Annotated in this window: 1 pseudogene; it reads left to right on the top strand. The window is 60.3% G+C overall.

Annotation, left to right across the window (positions count from 1 at the left end):
- A pseudogene (locus tag C6558_RS39415) lies at window positions 1-185 on the top strand (IS110 family transposase); the annotation flags it as partial.
- Between the last annotated feature and the right edge of the window lie 135 nt (window positions 186-320).

A 320-nucleotide genomic window follows, 5' to 3' on the forward strand; every position in this document is an offset into this window, starting at 1 on the left:
CCAGCGATGCGCAACTTCATGACCAGTACGAGCATCTGAAGATCAGAGGAACCAACAAGGCGCGTGTGGCGATCGCGCGCAAGCTTTTGACGATCGCCTTCCAGATCCTGCGTGACCAGCGCGCTTATGAGCCGCGCGGCGAAAGCACGATGGGAGGCGCGTCGACGATATCCCGGTTGTCCTGATTGTCGTCTAGCGAGCCCGGCAGGTCCGGGCTGCGCTCCTTAAGGAGAATGGGAAACCGGGAGCCGAACGCCACTCTGTGACCGAAGCCAAGGCATCAGGGTCACGCATTGGAGACTGGTTCAGAACCGAAGGAC

The sequence above is a fragment of the Ensifer sp. NM-2 genome (genome assembly GCF_003024455.1).
GTDB lineage: Bacteria > Pseudomonadota > Alphaproteobacteria > Rhizobiales > Rhizobiaceae > Ensifer > Ensifer canadensis.